This window comes from Flavobacterium sp. UBA4197 (assembly GCF_002379575.1).
Classification (GTDB): Bacteria; Bacteroidota; Bacteroidia; order Flavobacteriales; family Flavobacteriaceae; genus Flavobacterium; species Flavobacterium inviolabile.
In genome coordinates this window covers 147,151-169,133 of the sequence record NZ_DFUB01000032.1, presented here as the reverse complement: position 1 = coordinate 169,133, position 21,983 = coordinate 147,151, and the positions used below count along the sequence as shown (strand labels likewise).

Sequence of the window (21,983 nt, the reverse complement as noted above, 5' to 3'; positions counted from 1 at the left end):
CGAAATCCGGTTCCGGAGAGAAGGAGCCTTGATTTTTGTTAGGATATTCATTACTAATTTATCAGGAATCACTAATTTTGTTAAAATTTAAAATGTATCCCTTATGAAAATGAATTATCGTTTAGTAGTAGCTGGTTTATTGGTATTGGGAATTTCCTGTGCTAAAAACCCTTTTACCGGAAAAAGCACTTTGGCATTAGTGCCGGATAGCGAAATTTATCCGTCTTCTTTTCAGCAATACAATCAGTTTTTAAGTGAAAATAAGGTTGTTAAAGGTACCAAAGATGTACAGCGCGTTGAAAATGTGGGAATGAAAATCAAAGCGGCAGCTGAAAAATGGCTGAACGCCAATGGGTACCAGGGATATTTAAAAGACTATAAATGGGAGTACAATCTGGTAGACAGTAAAGAAGTAAACGCCTGGTGTATGCCTGGTGGAAAGATCGTATTCTACACCGGAATATTGCCTATTTGTAAAGACGATGCCGGAATGGCCACGGTAATGGGGCATGAGGTAGCGCATGCTTTATTAAATCACGGACAGCAAAGAATGAGTGCCGGTTTATTACAGCAATTGGGAGCAGCCGGTGTGGGAGCAGCCGTTGGAAATAAAAGTGCGGAAACCCAGCAGATCGCCATGACGGCTTATGGCGTAACCACACAATATGGCGGTATGCTGCCTTTTAGCAGAAAACACGAAAGTGAAGCCGATAAAATAGGACTAACCTTAATGGCAATTGCCGGATATAACCCGGATACCGCTGTTGCTTTCTGGCAGCGTATGGCGGCTAATTCCGGAGGACAGGCACAACCGGAATTTTTAAGCACACACCCGAGTAATGAAACCCGTATAGCGGAAATCAGGAATCTAATTCCGCAATCAAAAGCGGAAGCGAAAAAATTTGGTGTTGTTTTTAAATAAAAAAATATAGTATCTTCGAAGCTGTTCAGAAAGAACAGCTTTTTTTATACCTATTTATGATACATCTTGAAAAAGGCAGCAAGAAACTGCTAAATGCATGGGCATTTTATGATTGGGCAAACTCTGTTTATGCCCTGGTAATCTCATCATCTATCTTTCCGTTATATTATGGAGCACTTTTCCGTATTAAGGAGATAGAAGAAATTCCGCTTTTCGGATTATCCATTCGCAGTGAAGCCCTGATCAGCTATATAACCGCTATCGGTTTTTTAGTGGTCGCTATTTTATCGCCGCTGCTTTCCGGTATTGCCGATTATTTAGGAAATAAAAAGACCTTTCTGAAGTTTTTCTGCTATATGGGATCGCTTTCCTGTATGGGATTGTATTTCTTTTCATTGGATAATATCATCATCGGATTGCTGACGTACATGCTGGCGTTGATTGGTTTTTGGGGAAGTCTGGTTTTTTATAATTCCTATTTACCCGATATTGCTTTTCCGGAACAACAGGACAGCATCAGTGCGAAAGGATATGGTTTAGGCTATGTGGGCAGTGTTATATTGTTAATCATCAACCTGATCATGGTCATGAAGTTTGAAACCTTCGGCTTTGAAAACCAGCTAAAAGCAATGCAGTTTTCTTTTGTGCTGGTAGGACTGTGGTGGATGGGCTTTAGCCAGTATACTTATCGCTATCTGCCGGATTATAAAAACGGTAAAAAGATTCAGAAGCAGATTATTTTTAACGGATTCAAAGAATTACAGAAGGTATGGAGCCAGTTAAAGGAAATCAAGCCGTTAAAACGTTATCTGGGCGCTTTCTTTGTTTACAGTATGGCTGTGCAGACGGTTATGATTGTTGCGGCCTATTTTGGTGAAAAAGAAGTCGCCTGGGGTAGTGACGAAAAAAGAACAATGGGATTAATTGTCAGCATACTGCTGATTCAGTTAATCGCTGTTTTCGGAGCCTTTATTACATCAAAAGCATCCGCGAAGTTTGGAAATATCAGGGTGTTGATGCTGATCAATTTCCTTTGGATCCTGATCTGTATCTATGCCTATTTTGTAGTGACACCAAATGAATTTTATATTGCAGCCAGCTGCGTAGGGCTTGTTATGGGCGGAATACAATCGTTATCCCGGTCTACCTATTCGAAGCTTATCCCGAAAACACAGGATACCACTTCCTTTTTCAGTTTCTATGATGTATCGGAAAAGATCGGTATCGTAATCGGTATGTTTTTATATGGCTATATTGCAGACATAACAGGGAAAATGCAAAATGCCATTTTGTTTTTAATTGTATTTTTTGTGGTAGGATTGATCCTGTTAACAAGGGTACCCAAAGAATAAAAAGAAGAAATTTTCGTTACTAAAGAATTAACCGTAATATTGTAATTAACTAAAATTGAAGTATGAAGAATATTAGAAATATAGGTATGGGCTTATTAATAGCCGGAGGACTTTTATTTACTGCTTGTGATGTAGAGCCGGTAGACGGAGCTTTGCTAACCAATAACGGAGGGAATACAGGAGGAGGAAACACCGGTGGTGGCAATACCGGCGGTGGAAACACAGGTGGCGGTAATACCGGTGGCGGCAATATCACAGGGACGTATTTAATGACAGCCTTTAATACTTCTGTTCCTACCGATTTGAATGGAGACGGCACACCTTCAACCAATCAGATGAATGAAACAAACTGTTTTAACAATAGCCTGTTAGTATTGAATGCCAATAATACGTTTACGGCATCCTCCAATGGAATTGATATTGTTTCTGACGGAGTAACGGAAACGATGGAATGCTTCACCGATCCGAATCTTACCGGTACGTGGACATTAACCGGTACTACTTTATCACTAACGTATACGGATGAAGGAGAAACCTATACAGATAATTATACGGTTTCCGGAAGTACGATAACAGCATCTGTTGAAGAAGGACAGGTTGTAGGTACTGCCAATGACGGTTCACCGGTTTACCTGACAGCGACTATCAGCATTGTCTATACAAAACAATAAAAATCAGGATACCTGTTTTAAAGCTGCCTTTAGGGCGGCTTTTTTTGTGTTTTTCACTAAAAAAACAGATATGTGATATCAATATATTTTTGTTCAATTAAATAAGAAAAATTTGAAATAAACCGCTATATTTGGCGAAATTTTAACAAACTAACAAATTAAAGATGATAAAAATTAAACTTTTAGCAACGGTTTTCTTGTTTTTTACGGCATTTACTTTTGTTTCCTGTGAGGTAGAGTCAATTGACCCGGCATTAGCAGTTAATAATGGCGGAAACACAGGAGGTGGTAATACTGGCGGTGGCAATACCGGTGGTGGAACAAGTGGAGCATTTAAAGCCGATTTTGATGGACAGACTTTTACCGCTAATACTACTCAGGCAATTGTTAATGATGACTATATTGCTATAACCGGAATGAAGTCAACAGGAGAGTTTTTTCAGATTACAGTACCGGAAGGAACCGTTGGAACCTACACCTGGGATGATTATGATGAAAATTCAGGAGGTGTACAAGGTGGTTTTGCATTAATATACAGTCAGGCTTCCGGAAGTATTCCATATATGGGAGCAAGTGATCAATGGGGAGCATTTGCGGGTGTTCCAGGCTATACTGATACAGCTGAAATTATAATAACCAGTATTGATACACAGAATAAAAAAATATCGGGTAAATTTAAGTTTACAGGAATCAGATATGCCAATGGAGTTACGATAGAAACAAAAGTATTTACAAACGGATCGTTCACCAATATTCCATATACTGCAGATGTACCTACAAATCCATCAAATAATAATACTTTTTTTGCAAAACTAAATGGGCAGAATTTTACTCCAACAAATATTTCTGCGATGTCTATGTCGGATAGAATCAATATTATTGGAAGAAAAGGTGCTGTTGAAAACATAGCATTATCTCTGAAAAGTAATGTAACACCAGGAACTTATAATTTAACCATGATTGGTGATTATTCGGGAAGATATACTAAGGATATGAGCCCGTTAGGAAATTTTGCATCCGATTCAGGTTCTGTGACCGTTATTAGTCATGATGTAGCAAATAAAAAAATAAAAGGAACATTCCATTTTGTCGCTACACTACCGGTTTTGTCACCTGATACTCATAATGTAACAGACGGAACTTTTGATGTAACGTATCAATAATAGTAATAGGATCGAATTTATAAAATCTAAAGTATTCCTGCTAAAGAAGAAACAGATACAAAATAGCAATCGCGATATTCTTAATTAAGAAAGAGAATAAAGTAATACAAAAGCCCGGACAATGTTTGGGCTTTTTTATGGCACAAAGATTGATTTATATACAGGGAGTTAACGATAATCGCTGACGATTGGTTAACTATCAGTGTAATAGTTGTAAAAACTATTGCACAATTCACTATTTAATGACAAAATGACTTAAAAAAAACTATGTCAAATCAAAAAATACTTACACTGGACAATTTGTCACTTCAGGAAATCGATACGGATGCAGAATTAATTCCGTTAATGACTCCTGAGGACGAGGAAGAGATGAATAATGAAGTCCTTCCGGTAGACCTGCCCATTCTGCCATTGCGTAACACGGTACTTTTTCCGGGTGTTGTCATTCCGATTACGGCAGGAAGAGATAAATCGATTAAACTGATTAATGATGCTAATTCCGGTGACAAGATCATTGGAGTAGTGGCGCAGAAAGACGAAAACGTTGAAGAACCTTCGGCAGCCGATATTCACAATGTGGGTACGGTGGCCCGTATATTACGCGTACTGAAAATGCCGGACGGGAATACCACGGTAATTCTTCAGGGGAAAAAACGTTTTGCTATCGATGAGGTAACTACCGAAGAGCCGTATTTAAGAGCGACCATAAAAGAAGTTCCGGAAGAGCGCCCAACCGAAAAGGATAAAGAATTCAATGCGATAATCGAATCCATCAAAGAACTGGCTATTCAGATTATAAAAGAAAGCCCGAATATTCCAACGGAGGCTACTTTCGCTATTAAAAATATTGAAAGCAAATCGTTTCTGATCAACTTTGTTTCGTCAAACATGAACCTTACGGTGAATGAAAAGCAAAACCTGTTGGCCGTAAACGACTTAAAGGACCGGGCACTGGAAACATTGCGTTTCATGAACCTGGAACTGCAAAAGCTGGAACTGAAAAACGATATTCAGTCAAAAGTTCGTTTTGATTTAGACCAGCAGCAACGGGAATATTTTTTGCAGCAGCAAATGAAAACCATCCAGGAAGAATTGGGCGGTGTTTCCCATGAAGAGGAATTAGACGAAATGCGTGAAAAGGCAAAGTCTAAAAAATGGAATGAAAAAATAAAAGCGCATTTTGATAAAGAGCTGTCAAAATTACAGCGAATGAATCCGCAGGTAGCGGAATTTTCAATTCAGCGCAACTATCTGGAATTGTTCCTGGAATTGCCATGGAATCAATATTCAAAAGATAAATTCGATTTAAAACACGCTCAGAAAATACTGGACAGGGATCATTTCGGACTGGAAGACGTTAAAAAGCGTATTATCGAACATCTGGCAGTTTTAAAACTGCGAAACGATATGAAATCCCCGATCCTTTGTTTGTACGGACCTCCGGGTGTTGGTAAAACCTCAATCGGAAAATCTATTGCCGAAGCTTTAGGAAGAGAGTACGTTCGTATCTCATTAGGCGGACTGCGTGATGAAGCGGAGATCAGAGGACACCGGAAAACCTATATCGGTGCAATGCCGGGTAGAATTATCCAGAGTCTTAAAAAAGCCGGAACATCCAATCCGGTATTTGTATTAGACGAAATAGACAAATTATCCAGCAGTCATAACGGCGATCCGTCATCGGCTTTACTGGAAGTTTTAGATCCGGAACAAAACTCCGATTTCTATGATAACTTCCTGGAAATGGGCTATGACTTATCTAAAGTAATGTTTATTGCTACTTCAAACAGTATGAACAGCATTCAGCCGGCTTTGCGCGACAGAATGGAAGTGATTAACATGACCGGTTATACGATTGAAGAAAAAATTGAGATCGCGAAGCAGCATTTACTGCCAAAACAATTACAGGAGCATGGACTTACGGTAAAAGACCTGGTGATCGGTAAAAAACAGCTGGAAAAAATTACAGCAGGATATACCCGTGAATCCGGGGTGCGCGGACTGGAAAAGCAAATCGCTTCGATTGTCAGAAATGCAGCGAAGTCCATTGCAATGGAAGAAGCATACAACATTAAAGTTACCGATGAAGACATTATAAAAGTATTGGGCGCTCCTAAAATGGAACGTGATAAATATGAAAACAATGAAACGGCAGGGGTGGTAACCGGATTGGCCTGGACAAGTGTAGGCGGTGATATTTTATTTATTGAATCGATTATTTCCAAAGGAAAAGGTAACATGACGATGACTGGAAACTTAGGTACGGTAATGAAAGAATCGGCTACGATTGCTTTGGAATACATCAAATCCAATGCAGAAATGTTAGGTATCAACCCGGAAGTGATTGCAAATTACAACGTGCACATCCACGTTCCGGAAGGCGCAACGCCAAAAGACGGACCAAGTGCCGGTGTGGCGATGTTAACGTCCTTAGTATCGAGCTTTACGCAAAAACGCGTGAAGAAAAGCATTGCGATGACCGGAGAAATCACGCTAAGAGGAAAAGTACTTCCTGTAGGCGGAATCAAAGAAAAAATATTAGCAGCCAAAAGAGCGAATATTAAAGAGATCATCCTTTGTCATGAAAACAAAAGGGATATCGATGAGATCAAACCGGAATATCTGGAAGGACTGACTTTCCATTATGTGAAAGAAATGAGCGAAGTACTGGCTATTGCCGTAACAGACCAAAAAGCGAAACACGCTAAAAAGTTACTCGCAGAGTAAGGAATATCCTTTCCGGAAGCATCATAAAAGGCATACGTTAATTTAAAAATTAGCGTATGCCTTTCTTGTTTTATTTTTTACTGTAAGTAAAAAAATAATATCTTCGCAACTGCGTTATATAATTCAGAAACGAACATTTAAAATGTCAAAAAAAATACTGACTTCTTTTTTTCTTATCATCTGTGCCTGTTCGTATGGGCAGATTGGAGGAAAATATACCTATCAGTTTCTGAATTTAGTTACCTCACCGCGTCAGGCGGCTTTGGGCGGTAAAACGGTTACGATATATGATAATGACGTTAACCAGGCGATCTTCAATCCGGCGACTATCAATGTAGAAATGGATAATCACCTTTCGGTGAATTACGGGAACTATTACGGAGAAGTTACCTATGGTACGGCTGCCTATGCCTATACCTGGGACCGGCACGTTCAGACCTTCCATGCCGGCGTTAACTATGTGAATTACGGAACCTTTGAAGGATATGACGAAAGCGGAACCCGTACCAATGACTTTACAGGAAGTGAAATTGCACTTTCTTTCGGCTATGCCTATAATATTCCGTGGACAGACATACATGTGGGCGCCAGTGCCAAACTGATATCTTCCACACTGGAAAGCTATAACTCTTTTGGAGCAGCGGTAGATATCGGCGCTATTTATGTAGATGAAGATAACGACATTAATATCGGACTGGCCGTTCGGAATGTGGGAACACAAATCACGACCTATGCCGGAATGCAGGAAAAGTTACCGTTAGAGATCATTGCCGGAATTTCACAGGAAATGGCAAATGTGCCCATCAGGTGGCACCTGACCTTAGAAAACTTACAACAGTGGGATATTGCTTTCTCAAACCCTAACAGGTCAGAAAACACCATTGACGGAGAAGTTAAAGAAGAAAAAGTATCTTTTATAAACAATGCGATGCGGCACGTTATTGTCGGAGCAGAATTGTTTCCCGGAAAAAGCCTTAATTTCCGTTTGGGCTATAACTTCAGAAGAGGTGAAGAGCTGTCCATTACCGATCAGCGAACCTTTGCCGGAATTTCTGCCGGATTCGGACTTCGATTCAATACCGTTAAATTCGACTATTCTTACTCGCGCTACACTTCCGCAGGAAATACCAGCCTTTTCGGACTTACGATTAATTTACAATAAAATACAAGCATTTTGAAAAAAATTACCATAGCAATAGATGGCTTCTCATCGACGGGAAAAAGTACACTGGCAAAACAACTGGCAAAAGAGCTGGGATATGTGTATGTCGATACCGGAGCAATGTACAGAGCGGTAACCTTGTTTGCCATGCAACAAAATATAATTTCGGAAAATCACTTCAATAAAGAACAACTTATTGCTGCTTTGCCGGAAGTGGAACTACATTTTGAATTCAATGCCCATCTGGGTTTTGCCGAAATGTTCCTTAATGGTAAAAATGTAGAAACAGAGATCAGAACTCTTGAAGTATCCCGCCAGGTCAGCAAAATAGCCGAAATTTCACAGGTGAGAGCCAAATTGGTGGAGCAACAGCAAAAAATGGGGGAGAACAAGGCGATAGTAATGGACGGTAGAGATATCGGAACCGTCGTGTTCCCCAATGCGGAACTGAAAATTTTTATGACGGCAAGTCCGGCAACCAGAGCACAGCGCCGTTATGATGAACTAACCGGAAAAGGACAGTCGGTAACTTACCAGGAAGTACTTCAGAATGTAACAGAACGCGATCAGATTGATACCAGTAGAGAAGATTCGCCATTGGTAAAAGCGGCCGATGCTTTTGAAATTGACAACTCTGATTTAAACAGAGAAGAGCAGTTCGAACTGGTTTTAAAACTGGTAGCAGAAAAATTAGCACAATAAATACCTTTAAATTATAATCCGAAATAAATGAAGTTTGTCTTATAACTTTTTTTATTTTGGATTTCTTCTTTTTATTAATAGCTTTACCAGCTTTTTTAAAATTAAATAACCCTAATTACAACATATAACATGAGTATAAAGAACCGTCTCATCTTAATGAATTTCTTCCAATTTTTTGTTTGGGGGGCATGGCTCATTACTATTGCAAATTATTGGTTTGGAACTAAGAACTGGGAAGGAACCCAGTTTGGACTGGTTTTCGGAACTATGGGAATCGCTTCTTTGTTTATGCCGACACTAACGGGGATTATTGCCGACAGATGGGTAAATGCAGAAAAACTATACGGAATACTGCACATCCTGTATGCTGCGGTTTTATTCTATATGCCGCAGGTAGGCACACCAACAATGTTTATTTACATTATGCTTTTGGCAATGTGCTTTTATATGCCTACGATTTCCCTGAGTAATTCCATTTCCTATACCGCTTTAAAACAAAACAACAGTGATATTGTTAAGGATTTTCCACCTATCCGTGTTTTTGGAACCATAGGCTTTATCGTAGCCATGTGGATTACCAATTTAACCGGAAATAAGGCTACAGATTACCAGTTTTACATTGCCGGTATTGCCGCTTTGATCCTCGGAGTTTATGCCTTTACCTTACCAAAATGCAAGCCGCAACGATTAATAAGTGAAAATGCGTCTATTACAGAAACATTAGGATTGGAAGCATTCAAACTGTTTGGAAATTATAAAATGGCATTGTTCTTTGTTTTCTCCATGTTTTTAGGAGGAGCTTTACAGCTAACAAACGCTTATGGCGATGTGTATCTGGATGAATTCAAGCATTTCCCTAAATATGCCGATTCGTTTGTGGTAAAATATTCTACGATAATAATGTCGATCTCCCAGATATCGGAAACATTATTTATCCTGGCAATTCCGTTCTTCTTAAAACGTTTTGGTATCAAACAGGTAATGCTAATCAGTATGCTGGCGTGGGTATTGCGTTTCGGACTGTTTGCCTTTGGTGATCCGGTAAACGGTTTGTGGATGATTATCCTGTCCTGTATTGTTTACGGAATGGCGTTTGATTTCTTTAATATTTCCGGTTCCCTTTTTGTGGAAACCAATACCGATTCCAGAAACCGTTCTTCGGCTCAGGGATTGTTCATGATGATGACAAATGGTTTCGGAGCTATACTGGGAAGCTTTACTTCCGGATGGGCAATTGATAAGTACTTTACGAAATCATTCAACAATACAACCGAACTGTCTACTTATTTACAGACGGAAACGACAAATCCGTTAATGACGGAATTTATAAAAAATCACGGCATTGAAATTTCGGCAGATGGCGTTTTTAGCAGCGGTATCTTTATGAAAGACTGGCATAACATCTGGCTTACATTTGCGGCCTATGCTTTGATTATTGCGATTGCTTTTGCAATTATGTTCAAGCACAAGCATGATCCTAAGGATGTTGAAAACATTGCGCATTAATATTTACAGAAACCGGTAGCGAAAGTGTACCGGTTTTTTTATGCCGGATAAGAACCGGGATTTTAAAAGGCAATACCGGATAAAAGCAACGGAACGCTCATTGGGCATACGGCTCATATCCAGCAGAGTAGGTGTGATATCTTTTTTAATAAAGCTTTGTAAATCAAAAAAATAATATTACCTTTGCACACCTTTTGGCGAAGAAGAGTTTCCTTTAGGTATCAACTATTTATGTAAAACACTTCTGTTGTTTTCTATCGCATTAAGAAACTCGAGAAAATACAGAATACAAATTTTTATCAGACATGTCTGAACAATTAAAAACACAAGAAGAGTTTTTAGCGAATTTTAACTGGCATAACTTCGAAGAAGGTATTGATGCTGTTGACGAGAAAAACTTACAAGAATTTGAAGATTTAGTAGCAAAAACTTTCATTTCTACAGATGCTGAAGAAGTAGTAGAAGGTGTAGTAGTGAGAATTACAGAAAGAGATGCTATCGTTGACATCAACGCTAAATCAGAAGGTGTAATTTCATTAAACGAATTCCGTTACAATCCAAACTTAAAAGTTGGAGACAAAGTAGAGGTATTAATCGACGTTCGTGAGGATAAATCAGGTCAGTTAGTATTATCTCACAAAAAAGCTCGTACAATCAAAGCTTGGGATAGAGTTATCGCTGCAAATGAATCAGGAGAAATTGTTAATGGTTTCGTGAAATGCAGAACTAAAGGTGGTATGATCGTTGACGTATTTGGTATTGAAGCTTTCTTACCAGGTTCTCAAATCGATGTTAAACCTATCCGTGATTACGATCAGTATGTAAACAAAACTATGGAATTCAAAGTTGTTAAAATCAACCATGAGTTCAAAAACGTTGTTGTTTCTCACAAAGCGCTTATCGAAGCGGATATCGAAGTACAGAAAAAAGAAATTATTGGTCAATTAGAAAAAGGACAAGTATTAGAAGGTGTTGTTAAAAACATTACTTCTTATGGTGTGTTCATTGACTTAGGTGGTGTAGATGGATTAATCCACATTACTGACTTATCTTGGAGCCGTATCAACCACCCAAGTGAAGTTCTTGAGTTAGACCAGAAATTAAACGTTGTAATCCTTGATTTCGATGATGAGAAAACAAGAATTCAATTAGGTTTAAAACAATTAAACGCTCACCCATGGGATGCTTTAGATGCTAAACTTGCTGTTGGTGATAAAGTTAAAGGTAAAGTAGTTGTAATCGCTGATTACGGTGCATTTATCGAAGTTGCAGAAGGTGTTGAAGGTTTAATCCACGTTTCTGAAATGTCATGGTCTACACACTTACGTTCAGCTCAGGACTTCGTGAAAGTTGGAGATGAGGTAGAAGCTGTAATCTTAACATTAGACAGAGAAGACAGAAAAATGTCTTTAGGTATCAAGCAATTAACGCAAGATCCTTGGACTGATATCACTTCTAAATACCCTGTAGGTTCTAAACACACAGGAATCGTTAGAAACTTTACTAACTTCGGTATTTTCGTTGAGTTAGAAGAAGGAATCGACGGATTAGTGTATATCTCTGATTTATCTTGGACTAAGAAAATCAAACACCCATCAGAATTTGTTAACGTAGGTGACAAATTAGATGTTGTAGTATTAGAATTAGATGTTGATGGTCGTAAATTATCATTAGGTCACAAACAAACTACAGCTAACCCTTGGGATCAGTATGAAGATGCTTTCGCAGTAGGAACTATCCACAGCGGAACAATTTCTGAAATCGTTGACAAAGGTGCTACAGTTGAATTTGGTGATGATATCGTTGCTTTCATTCCAACTCGTCACTTAGAAAAAGAAGACGGGAAAAAATTGAAAAAAGGTGATACAGCTGATTTCAAAGTAATTGAATTCAACAAAGAATTCAAAAGAGTAGTTGCTTCTCACACTGCTATCTTCCGTGAAGAAGAAGAGAAAAATGTGAAAGCTGCTGAAGCTAACGTAACATCAACTAACAATAGTGAAAAAACTACTTTAGGTGATATCGATGCATTAGCAGAATTAAAAGCTAAAATGGAAAAAGGAGAGTAATCCCTGATTCAGCATATATTTTAAAGTCCCGGGCAACCGGGACTTTTTTTGTTATAACTGCTTCGGGTTTGTTTAATAGTGCCTGTAATTAAAAAAAAATATTGCCGGCAATCTGCTGATTTCTTGTGGAATAACAAGCCGCTGGAAAATTAGTGCCTATTTTTTTTACTTTTTAAAAACCAGGATGAAGTTTGTTGCGTAAATGACTGTATAAACAATAAAAATTATACCATTTATGAAAACTTCAAAAATCTTATCCGTTGCATTTATTGCGTGTGCGTTATTTTTAGGAACTGCTTCCTTTGCACAAAAAGAAAAAACAGTAACCGTTGGCGGTGCCCCAATGTACCCTTCTAAAAATATTGTAGAAAATGCTGTTAACTCAAAAGATCATACCACTTTAGTAGCTGCCGTAAAAGCAGCAGGATTAGTGGAAACATTACAATCTACAGGACCTTTCACCGTTTTTGCCCCAACCAATAAAGCATTTGATAAATTACCAAAAGGAACCGTTGAAACCTTATTAAAACCGGAAAACAAAAAACAATTACAAACGATTCTGACCTATCACGTGGTTGCCGGTAAAATGAATGCAGTGGATATTGATAAAGCCATCAAAAAAGGAAAAGGTAAAGCAACGTTGAAAACCGTTAGCGGTGGTACGCTGACAGCCTGGATGAAAGGGAAAGATCTGTATATAACAGACGAAAGCGGAAACAGTGCAAAAGTAACCATTGCCGATGTGAACCAGTCGAATGGCGTGATTCACGTAGTAGATACCGTTTTACTGCCTAAATCATAATGTTTTTTTTGATTGTTGTAAAAAGCCATATCGTTTGATGTGGCTTTTTATTTTTGGTGACTGAATAAATGATAATATAGCTTAAAAAGTTCTTTTAAATAAACAGAGGTGTTAATGGATCTAAGTTTAACAGAGAATTATATTCTTTAATTTAAGTAATTATAAAAGTTTTTAGGTGAAGAAATAGAAAGGGTTCCTTTATCAATGTGTAAAATAATGAGAATGTATCATTATATTAGGATTAATGATTAGTGCTCTAAGAATAAAAGTTGTCAGGGTTTGATGGGTTATTGTTGAAAGTATTGATATTTAATATGAAGAATGAGCAAACTTAATATTTTTTTATTTAACAGAATTTATTGTAAATTTGGCATAATTTTCGACTGCTTAATTGGTTGATAGGTAATTAATTGTATTTTTGTTTTATAACTAAACTTTAAAAAAAGTATGTGTGTGAAAATTTAAAAGAAGAAAACAAAAGTGTGGATAATTTACTTGATATTGAAAAACTTAATCATTTTGTTAAAAATACAAACCATGATTATTTAACAACTCATAAGAAATTATGTTTTGCAATAATTCAGCGTATATATAGAAGAGTTTTATTAGGTTATAGATTTGGAGCAATTAGGGTGAGTAATGATGAATTAGTAGTTGATGGAAACCATAGATATATTGCTTACAAAATGGCTGGTATAGATTTTGAAATAGTTAAGGCTAATCGGTCTTTTTCAGATGAACCGATAAATTTTAATGAAATAATAATAGATACAAATGAAGACTGGGATTTTAATAACCCGGCCTATCGAAAATTTTGTAATGATGATTTTCTTTCAACTTATGAGGATAGTGAGTAGTGTAATCGTACATAATTGAATTATGAAAATTTTTTTAGACATAGATGGGGTAATGGTTCATGCAAATCCACACCAAAAGGTGGAGTTTGATAATGATGGATTTTACAGGTTCAATATTATCGCTGTACAGATTCTAAATTCTGTTATTCATGCTAATGGAGATGATGATGAATTAATTTTATCCACCTCTCATAGGTTTCGATTTACTATAAGTGAATGGAAAAGAATTTTTAAGACAAGAGGTGTGCATACTGATAATATTTCTATTTTAAATTTACCACTTCATAATAAAAACACAAGGAAAACAGAAATTGTAAATTGGGTGCATAAACGTAATTTACATTCTGAAGACATCATAATTATTGATGATGATAAATCTTTGAATGGGCTCCCGGAAAACTTAAAAAAGAGATTGGTGCTTACAAATCCTTACACAGGATTAAATAATTCTGTAGATTTAAAGAAGATTTTAGGTAAAGAAGATTTTTTTGATTGCCAGTCATTTTTTGAAAGAGATTGAATCTTCTTGATTAGTAAGTGTAACTTTTTGTGATTGCTTTATTTTTAAAGAATAAAGTTGTGTTAATCTCTTTTGGGGATAGGGCGGTAAAACGAAAGGAATTGTATATTTGTGTGCAATCACTTCTAAATTGCATAAAATGATTTTATCAGAATTTGATTTTCATCAAAACTACACCACTTTTTTATTTGATTTTGATTACACTTTAGCCGATGCTTCAAAAGGAATCGTAAGTTGTTTTCACATTGTTTTAAACCGTCACGGCTGGACCGGCATAACCGATGAAGTTATTAAAAGGACCATCGGAATGACACTGGAAGATTCGTTTGCTGTATTGACGGGTATTCAGGAAAAAGAAACGCTTATGCGTTTGAAGCAGGAATACATTGAAGAGGCAGACGGAATCATGTCGGATAATACCTTTTTCTATTCGGATGCCATTCCTTTTCTAACCCGGCTGAAAGATTGTCAGCGGCAAACGGGAATTATCTCGACCAAACAGCGCTATATTATCAACGAATCCATCGTGAAAAACCAGGTGGAAACACTGTTTGATATTGTTATTGGTATGGAAGATGTAAAATGGGCAAAACCCGACCCGGAAGGGCTTTTAACAGCTATGAAACGGCTCAATGCCGTTCCGGAGCAAACGTTGTATTTCGGCGACAATATAATCGATGCCAAAGCAGCGCAGGCAGCCGGAGTGGATTTTGTAGGTGTTACCACCGGAATGACAGCAAAGGAAGACTTTCATCAGTATCCGTATAAAAAAATTGTTGCCCGGCTTTCGGATATTCTACCGCTAAAAAGTACTTTATAAAGAAATTTGTAAAGTGTCAGCAATAAAAAAAGTCCCGGTTTTCCGGGACTTTCTGTTTATAGTGAGGTTGTATTATCGCAATGTAGCGCCTAGTTCTTTTTCAAAATTAGCCTGCAATTTCTGCATGATCTTGTCGATCTGAACATCTGTTAAGGTTTTGGAATTGTCCTGAATGGTAAAGCTCACGGCGTATGATTTTTTACCTTCCGGTAAATTACTGCCTTCATACACGTCAAAAAGGTTGACATCTTTTAACAAGCTTTTTTCCGTTTGTTTGGCAATAGCAAAAATCTGATCGAAAGCAACGGTATTGTCAATCAATAAGGCTAAATCCCTGCGTACTTCCGGGTATTTCGGGATTTCCACAAATTTGATTTTTGTAGAAAGCAATTTTAAAATAGCACTCCAGTTAAAATCGGCGAATAATACTTCCTGTTTGATGTCGAAATGTTTTAAAATCGATTTTTTAACCGTACCCAATTCCACAACAATATCTTTTCCTACAGATAAAGCCGTTCCTTCTGCAAATACATCATTGTCTAATGGTTGTGTAGCCGTTTTATCAATGCCCAAACGGGATAATATCGCTGTTACATAACTTTTAAAAGAGAAGAAATCCGATGGTTTCTGGGCAGTTGTCCAGCTTTCCATCAAACGGTTTCCGGTTACAAAAAGCGTTAAGTGTTTGTTTTCTTCATATCCGGAAGGAAGCTTGTGATAGCTTTTTCCAAATTCAAATAAACGTAAATCGCTGCGTTTTCTGTTGATGTTAAAAGAAATCGCTTCAAGACCGCTGAACAGTAACGACTGACGCATTGCGGATAGATCGTTACTAAGCGGGTTAAGCATTAACACGTTGAATTCCTCTTTTAGCTTCTCGGATAATTTTACATATTCCGGAGAAGTAAGCGAGTTCGCCATCATTTCATTAAAACCTTGTGAAACCAGCTGGTTGGCAACAATGTTCTGGATCTTATAATCCTCCGTACGGGACGAATTTGAAATCGAAGCGTTTAATTTTTGTGTAAAATTGATATTGTTATACCCGTAAACGCGTAAGATCTCTTCAATAACGTCAATTTCACGCTGAACGTCTACACGATAAGCCGGAATGGTTAATCCCAATCCTGCATCGGAAACGCTGTTTACTTTGATATCAAGCGAAACAAGGATTTTCTTAATGGTTTCATTGGATAATTCCTGTCCGATAATTTTGGTTACATTTCTGAAATTCAGTAAAACGGAGAAATCCTCTATTTTTTTCGGATACAGGTCAATAACATCCGAAGTGATTTCACCGCCGGCTACTTCCTGGATCAGTAAAGCAGCGCGTTTTAAAGCATATTCCGTGATCGTCGGGTCAATACCTCTTTCGAAACGGAAAGAAGCGTCTGTGCTTAAAGAATGACGTTTTGCCGTTTTACGAACAGCGATCGGATTAAAGTAAGCACTTTCAAGGAAAATAGCCGTTGTGTTCTCTGTTACACCCGAATTTTTTCCGCCAAAAACACCGGCAATACACATCGGGCCGTTGTCGTCACAAATCATTAAATCCTCTTCATGTAATGTTCTTTCCACATCGTCAAGCGTCACAAACTTGGTTCCGGCAGGAACAGTTTTTACAGCAACTTTACCACCTTTAATTTTAGCAGCATCAAAAGCGTGCAACGGTTGTCCTAATTCATGCAATACATAATTGGTAACGTCAACAATATTGTTCTTTGGTGTTAAACCAATTGCTTTTAAACGGTTTTGCAGCCAGGCCGGAGACGATTTTACGGTAATGCCCGAAATGGTAACCCCGCAATATCTTGGCGCAAGCTTATTGTCTTCAACTTTAATGTCGATTTTTAGCGTACGTTTTTCAACTTTAAACTTACTCACAGAAGGAGTGATTAATTCTGAATGCGTAATATTCTTCTGAATCAATCCGGCTCTTAAATCTCTGGCAACACCCAGATGGCTCATCGCATCGGCACGGTTTGGTGTCAATCCGATTTCGAATACTTCGTCTGTTTCAATATTGAAAACTTTGGACGCCGGTGTTCCGGGTTTTAAATCATCGGCCAGAACCATAATACCGTCATGACCTTCACCAAGACCTAATTCGTCTTCAGCACAGATCATTCCGTGGCTTTCCTCTCCGCGGATTTTCCCTTTTTTAATTTCAAAAGCAACGCCTTCTTTGTCGTATAATTTTGTACCAATGGTCGCTACGGCAACTTTTTGTCCTGCCGCTACATTTGGAGCACCACATACAATCTGAACAGGAGCACCTTCACCCAGATCAACAGTAGTAATTCGTAATCGGTCGGCATTAGGATGTTGTACACAGGTCAATACATGACCAATCACAACGCCTTCAAGTCCGCCTTTTAAACTTTCATACTTATCAACACCTTCCACTTCCAGACCTAAATCAGTCAGTAAGGCAGCAGTGTCTTCCGAATTCCAATCTAATTTTATGAATTGTTTTAACCAGTTGTATGATATACGCATTGTAGTAAATTTTAAGGATGCAAATATAAGTATTGTAAGGCGTAGAATAAAGAAAAGTTTGCCTTTTTTACAGAAAGAAATGCCTTTTGCTTATTTATAATTGTGTAACGAAATAACAGAATTAATAAGGAAATCTTAATAAAATAAACTTAAAATTTTACAGGTGTAAAAAATATGCTATTGATTGAAGGAATTATGCTATTTTACTGTTGGCATTGGCGGTAAATTTGAATAAACGCAAAAAACAATTATTATGAGCAATGTATTTCAAAGACCCCAATTTAAAGAAAAGTATGATAATTTTATAGGAGGGAAGTTTGTGCCTCCGGTTAAGGGAGAGTATTTTGAAAATGTATCACCAATAGACGGGAAAGTATTTGCAAAAGCCGCCCGTTCCACAAAAGAAGATGTTGATCTGGCACTTGATGCCGCGCATGAAGCTTTTAAAACCTGGGGAAAATCATCTCCGGCATACAGAAGTCTGGTGCTGAATAAGATTGCTGATGTCATGGAAGCAAATCTGGAATACCTGGCAACAGTGGAAACTATCGATAACGGAAAAGCGGTACGCGAAACCCTGGCTGCCGATTTGCCGCTTTGTATTGATCATTTCCGCTATTTTGCCGGGGTGATTCGTGCCGAAGAAGGAACCATTGCCGAACATGATTCCAATACCGTGAGTATCTGCCTGCACGAACCTTTAGGTGTCGTAGGGCAGATTATCCCGTGGAATTTCCCGTTGCTGATGGCTACCTGGAAAATAGCACCGGCTATTGCGGCAGGAAACTGTACCGTAGTAAAAGCAGCCGAACAGACACCGGTTTCCATTTTGATATTAATGGATTTAATTAAAGATGTAGTGCCGCCGGGAGTAATCAATATTGTAAACGGATTTGGTATTGAAGCCGGAAAACCGCTGGCAACATCGCCTAAAATTGCCAAAGTATCCTTTACCGGGGAAACCACAACCGGTAGATTGATCATGCAGTATGCAGCAGAAAATATTATTCCGTCCACGATGGAACTGGGTGGGAAATCCCCGAATATCTTCTTTAAATCCGTAGCGGATGCCGATGATGAATTCTTTGATAAAGCGATTGAAGGAGCAGTAATGTTTGCGTTAAATCAGGGTGAAATCTGTACCTGTCCGTCAAGAATACTGGTACAGGAAGATATTTACGACAAATTTATAACACGGGTTGTCGAAAGAGTAAAAGCAATAAAGATCGGACATCCGTTGGATAAAACTGTCATGATGGGCGCGCAGGCATCGAATGACCAATACGAAAAAATCCAGTCCTACCTGAAAATCGGAAAAGAAGAAGGTGCGGAAGTGTTGGTAGGCGGGAACATCAACCGTTTGGAAGGAGAATTATCCGGTGGTTATTATATCGAGCCTACGGTATTTAAAGGCACTAATAAAATGAGGATTTTCCAGGAAGAAATATTCGGACCGGTAGTGTGTGTAACCACTTTTAAAACAGTAGAAGACGCTATTGCGATTGCAAACGATACTTTATATGGATTGGGTGCCGGAGTATGGACCCGTGATGCCCATGAATTATACCAGGTGCCGAGAGCTATCCAGGCAGGAAGAGTCTGGGTGAATAATTACCATGCCTATCCGGCGCATGCACCGTTTGGCGGGTATAAAAAATCAGGTTTTGGAAGGGAAAACCATAAAATGATGCTTGAACATTATCGAAATACCAAAAATATGCTCATTTCGTATGACAAAAAGAAACTAGGATTCTTTTAATTTTTTTCAAAAACAAGTACCTCAATGAAACCTAACAGGGTAACTGCCCTGTTAGGTTTTTAAATTTTAAAAGTATGACAGCACGGGTAGCAGTAACCAATGAAGCAATAGCTTTAATAGATCAGTTAAAAGAACGGAACGGCGAATTGATGTTCCATCAGAGCGGCGGCTGTTGCGACGGCTCGCAGCCCATGTGTTTTCCAAAAGGAGAATTTCAGCTGGGATATAGCGATGTATGCCTTGGTGTGATTGAAGGCTGTGAATTCTGGATGAGCAAAGACCAGTTTGAATACTGGCAGCACACGCATTTAACGCTGGATGTAGTGACCGGCAGAGGGGCCAGTTTTTCGTTGGAAATCCCGTATGGCAAACGGTTTATCATCCATTCCCGGTTATTTACCGAAGCAGAACGGGGCGATCTGGAACCTTTGCGCTATAAGGAAGATTAATTGATGTAAAGCAGCTGGTACTGCTTAGGCGTAATGCCTTCGTATTTTTTAAACAACCGGATAAAGTAATTGCAATCTTCAAAACCGGACTGAAAACAAACTTCGTTTACCTGGATGGTTGGGTTTTTTAGCAACTGTTTGGCCTGTTTGATTTTTTCATTCAGGATAAACTCAATAGGGCTCATACCTAATTCCCGCTTAAAGAAACGGTAAAAGGAAGTAGTGCTCATGCAGGCTTTATCGCTCAGCTCTTTTAAGCTGATGTTCTCGCGGATATTTTTTCGGATGTATTCCACCACGGGGATAATCGGACTGTTTTTGTCCGGAAAAACATTGGTATCAATTGCTTTTATTGTTTGTGTCTGTATGATGCGAACCAGTAATTCCTGTAACGTCAGGTCGGCTAAAGCATCTTTGGTTATCGAATCGCTCATGCATTCTTTAACCAGTTTGTTAATTGTGGTCGCTAATTCGATATTGTTGTAAAAGAAATAATTCTCATAATCCAGTTTCCAGAAATTGCCGTTGCCTTCTTTGGGATAACGCTCGTTTAAAAAATGAAGCGTTTCCTTTATTTTGATATGGTCAATTGCCAGGGCAAGGCATTGCGTGGGATTGTTTCGGGAAGCTTCCGGAAAATCAATTTTCATTTCCACATTCGCCGGAATAACAACGGTTTCACCCGGTACATATTCAAAACCCGGCTCATCAAACAAATGCATGATCTTTTTGCCTCTCAGCATACTGGTAACCACCAGATCATTAAACTTTAGCGGAACCAGGTCGGAAGTCTGATAGGTTTCAAAAATATTTAACTCGCAATTGTTCAGCGAATAAATAGTTCTGTTTTCAACTAAAGTCTTCAGTGACTTTTCGTTGGATAAAACAGGTGCCGTTAGCAATGATTTGGATAAGCTCATGATTTGTAACTTCAAATTAAAAAAAAGCAGCCTGAAAATACAGGCTACTAAATTTAGTGAAAATTACTGAAGTGCGAACCTCAATAAGATAAAATTAACGTTCGGTCAGAGTAGTTCTTCCACGTGTATTTTGATATTGCTCGCCATGCGTTCGGTCGGTAAATCGTTGGCATCATCTCCGAAAGGATCTTCGATCTCTTCGGCAATCAGTTCCAGACTCGCTAAAACATAGAAAATAAAAACAACCACCGGAACCACATAGTAACCCAGGCTGAATACGTAGCCAAAAGGAAGTGTCATGACATAAAAGAAAATGAACTTCTTGATAAAAGCACTGTACGAATAGGGAATAGGTGTGTTTTTAATACGTTCGCAGGCACCGCAGATCTCGGTAAACGACTGTATTTCGCTATTGATAATGATAAGCTGGTCGCCGGTTATCTTTTTGGATTCGTACAACTCGTTGATTTTGTTGAACATCATTCGGGCTACCTGATTCGGTTTGTGCTTGTTGTGATCCAGGCTGATATCAAAATCCTCCGAAAGCTGTTTGCTAGTATTCGTATTCTTTAAATGACGGTTTAAGATGGATGCATAGCCGGGAATCATTGTTCTGAAATACATACGGTCCCTTTCGTCTTTTAGCATGGCGGCCAGCTTAATAGACAAATTACGGCTGTTATTCACTAATCCGCCCCATAATTTACGCCCTTCCCACCAGCGGTCATAAGCAGTGTTCGTGCGATAGGCCAGTAACAAGGAAATCACAAAACCCAGCATACCGTGCATGATGGTGATATTCTTAACATGACTCTGCTCGGATAACTTCCAGTATTCCATTTCCAGATATCCGATTCCGGCAGAATAAACACCAATGGTAATCATCATCGGGATTAACTGACGAAAGGTATCCGCTTTGTGAAAACGAAAAATAAAAGTAATCCAGTCCTTGGGATTGTAAGCAACCATACTGCTGAGTTTTTATATTGTTTGTTTTGTTATTTTATAGTATTTGAATAGTAATTAGTTATAATGCATTATTTAAAGTAAAATCACAAATATCAGATCTCAAAAATCATCCCT

18 protein-coding genes are annotated in these 21,983 nt (G+C 38.4%); 15 read left to right on the top strand and 3 right to left on the bottom strand.

All coding sequences use genetic code 11. From position 1 onward, the window contains the following. Positions 1-103: 103 nt before the first annotated feature. The 13 genes from B3394_RS16635 to B3394_RS16575 all read left to right on the top strand — a co-directional run bounded on the left by B3394_RS16635 (position 104) and on the right by B3394_RS16575 (position 15,273). Positions 104-922: a M48 family metallopeptidase gene (locus B3394_RS16635; protein WP_394353027.1), complete on the top strand. Its 819-nt coding sequence runs from the start codon at positions 104-106 to the stop codon at positions 920-922. Between the two features lie 56 nt (positions 923-978). Then, entirely contained in the window at positions 979-2,274 is a 1,296-nt protein-coding gene (locus tag B3394_RS16630; RefSeq protein WP_286927404.1) for an MFS transporter, read from the top strand. 62 nt (positions 2,275-2,336) lie between these two features. Continuing rightward, entirely contained in the window at positions 2,337-2,945 is a 609-nt protein-coding gene (locus B3394_RS16625; protein ID WP_177734680.1) for a lipocalin family protein, read from the top strand. 164 nt (positions 2,946-3,109) lie between these two features. Beyond that, positions 3,110-4,108 (top strand): DUF6252 family protein, encoded by a 999-nt coding sequence (locus tag B3394_RS16620; RefSeq protein ID WP_286927359.1) that lies wholly within the window; start codon positions 3,110-3,112, stop codon positions 4,106-4,108. A 267-nt stretch (positions 4,109-4,375) separates the two neighbouring features. Then, the gene (gene lon, locus B3394_RS16615) at positions 4,376-6,835 is read left to right on the top strand and encodes an endopeptidase La (protein ID WP_177734678.1); all 2,460 of its coding nucleotides are present in this window, start codon (positions 4,376-4,378) and stop codon (positions 6,833-6,835) included. A gap of 142 nt (positions 6,836-6,977) precedes the next feature. Then, on the top strand, positions 6,978-7,997 hold the full coding sequence (porQ, locus tag B3394_RS16610; RefSeq protein ID WP_177734677.1) for a type IX secretion system protein PorQ: 1,020 nt from the start codon (positions 6,978-6,980) through the stop codon (positions 7,995-7,997). A 12-nt stretch (positions 7,998-8,009) separates the two neighbouring features. Beyond that, positions 8,010-8,699 (top strand): (d)CMP kinase, encoded by a 690-nt coding sequence (gene cmk / locus B3394_RS16605; RefSeq protein WP_273246669.1) that lies wholly within the window; start codon positions 8,010-8,012, stop codon positions 8,697-8,699. Between the two features lie 129 nt (positions 8,700-8,828). Further along, positions 8,829-10,205: a nucleoside permease gene (locus B3394_RS16600; protein ID WP_286927357.1), complete on the top strand. Its 1,377-nt coding sequence runs from the start codon at positions 8,829-8,831 to the stop codon at positions 10,203-10,205. A 305-nt stretch (positions 10,206-10,510) separates the two neighbouring features. Then, entirely contained in the window at positions 10,511-12,274 is a 1,764-nt protein-coding gene (gene rpsA / locus B3394_RS16595; protein WP_177734674.1) for a 30S ribosomal protein S1, read from the top strand. A gap of 235 nt (positions 12,275-12,509) precedes the next feature. Further along, entirely contained in the window at positions 12,510-13,076 is a 567-nt protein-coding gene (locus tag B3394_RS16590) for a fasciclin domain-containing protein (protein ID WP_273246668.1), read from the top strand. 449 nt (positions 13,077-13,525) lie between these two features. Next, the gene (locus B3394_RS16585) at positions 13,526-13,933 is read left to right on the top strand and encodes a hypothetical protein (RefSeq protein WP_286927355.1); all 408 of its coding nucleotides are present in this window, start codon (positions 13,526-13,528) and stop codon (positions 13,931-13,933) included. A 22-nt stretch (positions 13,934-13,955) separates the two neighbouring features. Next, positions 13,956-14,453: an HAD domain-containing protein gene (locus tag B3394_RS16580; protein ID WP_286927354.1), complete on the top strand. Its 498-nt coding sequence runs from the start codon at positions 13,956-13,958 to the stop codon at positions 14,451-14,453. 139 nt (positions 14,454-14,592) lie between these two features. Further along, complete coding sequence (locus B3394_RS16575) at positions 14,593-15,273, top strand: HAD family hydrolase (protein ID WP_286927352.1); 681 nt, start codon at positions 14,593-14,595, stop codon at positions 15,271-15,273. A gap of 72 nt (positions 15,274-15,345) precedes the next feature. Here the strand turns inward: B3394_RS16575 and pheT are convergent, their stop codons facing one another. Next, positions 15,346-17,772 (bottom strand): phenylalanine--tRNA ligase subunit beta, encoded by a 2,427-nt coding sequence (gene pheT, locus B3394_RS16570; protein WP_286927351.1) that lies wholly within the window; start codon positions 17,770-17,772, stop codon positions 15,346-15,348. A gap of 253 nt (positions 17,773-18,025) precedes the next feature. Here pheT and B3394_RS16565 point away from each other — a divergent pair, with 253 nt between their 5' ends. Together B3394_RS16565 and B3394_RS16560 are read left to right on the top strand one after the other, a co-directional pair. Beyond that, positions 18,026-19,531, top strand: a complete 1,506-nt coding sequence (locus B3394_RS16565) for an aldehyde dehydrogenase family protein (RefSeq protein WP_286927350.1) — start codon at positions 18,026-18,028, stop codon at positions 19,529-19,531. Positions 19,532-19,605: 74 nt separating this feature from the next. After that, positions 19,606-19,980 carry a DUF779 domain-containing protein gene (locus B3394_RS16560; RefSeq protein ID WP_286927349.1) on the top strand — a complete coding sequence of 125 codons (375 nt, stop codon included), beginning with the start codon at positions 19,606-19,608 and terminating at the stop codon, positions 19,978-19,980. Here the strand turns inward: B3394_RS16560 and B3394_RS16555 are convergent. Both B3394_RS16555 and B3394_RS16550 read right to left on the bottom strand, forming a co-directional pair. Next, positions 19,977-20,900, bottom strand: coding sequence for an AraC family transcriptional regulator (locus B3394_RS16555; protein ID WP_286927348.1), 924 nt, complete (start codon positions 20,898-20,900; stop codon positions 19,977-19,979). The genes B3394_RS16560 and B3394_RS16555 overlap by 4 nt on opposite strands. A 105-nt stretch (positions 20,901-21,005) precedes the next feature. Then, positions 21,006-21,869 carry a bestrophin family protein gene (locus tag B3394_RS16550; protein ID WP_177734667.1) on the bottom strand — a complete coding sequence of 288 codons (864 nt, stop codon included), beginning with the start codon at positions 21,867-21,869 and terminating at the stop codon, positions 21,006-21,008. Positions 21,870-21,983 lie beyond the last annotated feature (114 nt).